The sequence below is a fragment of the Leptolyngbya sp. FACHB-36 genome, assembly GCF_014695955.1.
In the GTDB taxonomy this organism is placed as follows: domain Bacteria; phylum Cyanobacteriota; class Cyanobacteriia; order Leptolyngbyales; family Leptolyngbyaceae; genus FACHB-36.
In genome coordinates this window covers 1-3,054 of the sequence record NZ_JACJPG010000126.1, presented here as the reverse complement: position 1 = coordinate 3,054, position 3,054 = coordinate 1, and the positions used below count along the sequence as shown (strand labels likewise).

Annotated in this window: 2 protein-coding genes; one reads left to right on the top strand and one right to left on the bottom strand. The window is 55.1% G+C overall.

Translation table 11 applies throughout. The features are described from left to right. A partial coding sequence (locus H6F43_RS01780; RefSeq protein WP_190340306.1) for a DMT family transporter occupies positions 1 to 933 on the top strand: 933 nt, incomplete at its 5' end. Between the two features lie 56 nt (positions 934 to 989). Here the strand turns inward: H6F43_RS01780 and ftsH3 are convergent. After that, a complete protein-coding gene (gene ftsH3 / locus H6F43_RS01775; protein ID WP_190340305.1) occupies positions 990 to 2,825 on the bottom strand; it encodes an ATP-dependent zinc metalloprotease FtsH3 in 1,836 nt (611 codons plus the stop codon). Positions 2,826 to 3,054: the final 229 nt, after the last annotated feature.

Below are 3,054 nucleotides of genomic sequence, written 5' to 3'. Positions count from 1 at the left end.
CTGGGGTCTCTGTGCCTCGCCACCCAAAATGTGCTAGTGCGAATTCTCTTCGTTGAGAGTTTCATTTTGGGCTGGGTGCTGTTTGGCGGCGTTTTGGAGTCGAGTCCTGCAAACTCGCTGCTAGTGTTGCAGATGCGGACGCTGTTTATGCTGCCGCTGATGCTCGTGGTTGCCCCACGAATTTATCCGTCCGTTTGGTCAGATGTCCGGCGACTTTTCGAGCCTGAACACCGATCGCTGCTGCTGCGGGTTGTCTGCAGCAGCAGCTTTTTGTTTTTGTCACTGGGGCTCTTGTTTGTCGCGATCGCCACGATTCCTACCGGAGTGGCTACTGCTCTGCTGTTCATTCATCCGGCGATTACAGCGCTACTGTCGTGGAAGCTGTTTGGCGATCGTCCTAGCCTGCTGCGCTTGATCATTGTTGCAATGGTGTTTACGGGCAGCGTTCTCATCGCGCCCAACTTGACGACCACCATTGAGGGGAAAGTGCTGCTAGGTGTGGTAGCGGCACTTGCCGCAAGCGTCTGCTATTCGGTGCAAAGCATTCTTGCGCAAACCTGCTTCAGATCGCTGCATCCGGTGCCGTTCACGCTGATCAGCTTTGCAGTTGGACTGTTGCTGACCAGTTTCAGCCTTATCTTTATTCGCGTCGAGGTGCCACCCGCCGCCTGGGGCGTGCTGTGGGGCATGAGCGCGGTGACGGGCGTGCTGACGCTGATGGGGCAGCTGTTCTACAACTATGGGATTCAAATGACGAGCGCTGCGATCGCGGCAATCATTGGGGTCAGCAATCCTGCCCTCACAACGTTTCTTGCGTGGCTGACCATCCACGAAACGCTGCAACTCAAGCAAATTCTTGGAATTTCTCTGGTGACGCTGGGTGTTGCTGTTTTGGGACGGGAAAAGGCAGCGTCAGGTATCCCAGATAAATGAAGGGCGGCTCTGAATCCAGAGCCGCCCTTTCTAACCAGTGATTAGATCAAGAACGCTTACGCTAGTGCAGCCACCTTCACGTCATTGGTTTCCAGTAGCTCTTGCAGTTCTTCTGCATCCACCGTTTCCTTCTCAATTAGCATTTGCGCTAGCTGATCCAGCACGTGGCGGTTGCTTTCCAGTACTGCCTTACAGCGACGATACGCCTGGTCTACCAGATTGCGAACTTCGTCGTCGATCGCGGCGGCTGTTTCCTCAGAGAAGTCACGCTCTGCGGAAATATCGCGTCCCAGGAACATATTGCCCTGCTGACGACCCAGCGCCACTGGACCGAGGCGATCGCTCATACCAAAGCGCGTCACCATCTGCCGCGCCACCCGCGCCACCTGCTGCAAGTCGTTGGAAGCACCCGTGGTGACTTCTTCTTCGCCAAAGATGATTTCTTCAGCCAGTCGTCCACCTAGAGCAACCGCCATCTGGTTTTGCAGATAGGAGCGGGAGTACAGACCCGAATCCATCCGGTCTTCGCTGGGGGTAAACCAGGTCAAACCGCCTGCACGACCGCGAGGAATGATGCTGATTTTCTGCACGGGGTCGTAGTCGGGCATCAAAGCACCAACGAGCGCGTGACCCGCTTCGTGGTACGCCACCAGTTCCTTGCGCTTCTCGCTCATGACGCGATCTTTCTTCTCTGGACCTGCGAGGACGCGATCGATCGCATCGTTCACTTCATCCATCGAAATTTCGGTCAGGTTGCGACGCGCTGCCAGAATTGCCGCTTCATTCAGCAAGTTGGACAAGTCCGCTCCAGTGAAGCCGGGCGTCCGACGTGCAATCTTCTCCAAGTCCACATCCTTTGCCAGGGTTTTGCCGCGAGCATGGACGTTGAGGATTTCCAGACGACCTGCATAGTCGGGACGATCGACCACCACTTGACGGTCAAACCGACCCGGACGCAGCAGCGCAGCATCTAGCACATCGGGACGGTTTGTCGCCGCGATGATGATAATACCCGTGTTGCCCTCGAAGCCGTCCATCTCCGTTAGCAGTTGGTTCAGGGTTTGCTCCCGTTCGTCGTTGCCGCCGCCGAGACCCGCGCCGCGCTGACGACCTACCGCGTCAATTTCATCGATGAACACGATGCAAGGTGCATTGGCTTTTGCCTGCTCGAACAAGTCGCGCACGCGAGACGCGCCGACCCCAACGAACATTTCCACGAACTCAGAGCCAGAGATCGAGAAGAAGGGCACGCCCGCTTCCCCAGCAACCGCACGCGCCAGAAGGGTTTTACCCGTTCCTGGAGGTCCAACTAGCAGCACCCCTTTGGGAATCTTGGCACCGACAGCAGTAAAGCGATCGGCGTTCTTCAAGAAGTCTACGACTTCGTTGAGTTCCAGCTTTGCTTGGTCAATCCCCGCCACGTCGCCAAAGGTCACCTGAGTTTGCGGCTCCATCTGAACCCGCGCCTTAGACTTGCCGAAGTTCATTGCCTGGCTGCCTGGACCATTCTGGGCACGGCGGAGCAGGAAGAACAAGCCCACCAGCAGCAGCACTGGGAAGAACAAGCTGCTTAAAGCCTTGAACCAGAAGCCTTCGTCGCTCTGGGGCAGTACGGAAATGTCAACGCCATTCGTCGTCAGGATGTTGATCAGTTCCGGGTCGTTCGGCAAGTTGACGATGATAAAATTGTTGCCATCGCGAACTCGTGCCAGAGAGCGATCGGAGCTGATCTGAACTTTCTCAATCTTTCTTTCTTGGACTTTCTCAATAAACTCGCTGTAGCGCCAAGTCTCCTTCGTTGAAGGGGGCTTATCGAAAAACGCCGTTGCCAAAGAGACAACGACGATCGCTAACAGCGTGTACAGTCCTACATTTCTCCACCGCTTATTCACCGGGGCTGTTCCTCCTTACCAGGGTGCAGAGCTTTCTACTATTCTAACGAGATCTACTATGTTAAATAATATTAACGCAATTAAGGATTTAGGGAGTGGGGAAACGCATCCGTAACCGGACGAATATGGGCGAAGGGCTTTGCCATTGACCGAAACCTTTGGTCTATTCAGGATGATGAGATGCTGAGAGATGAGGAAAGACGTTGACGAGAAGGCGATCGTCTCTAAG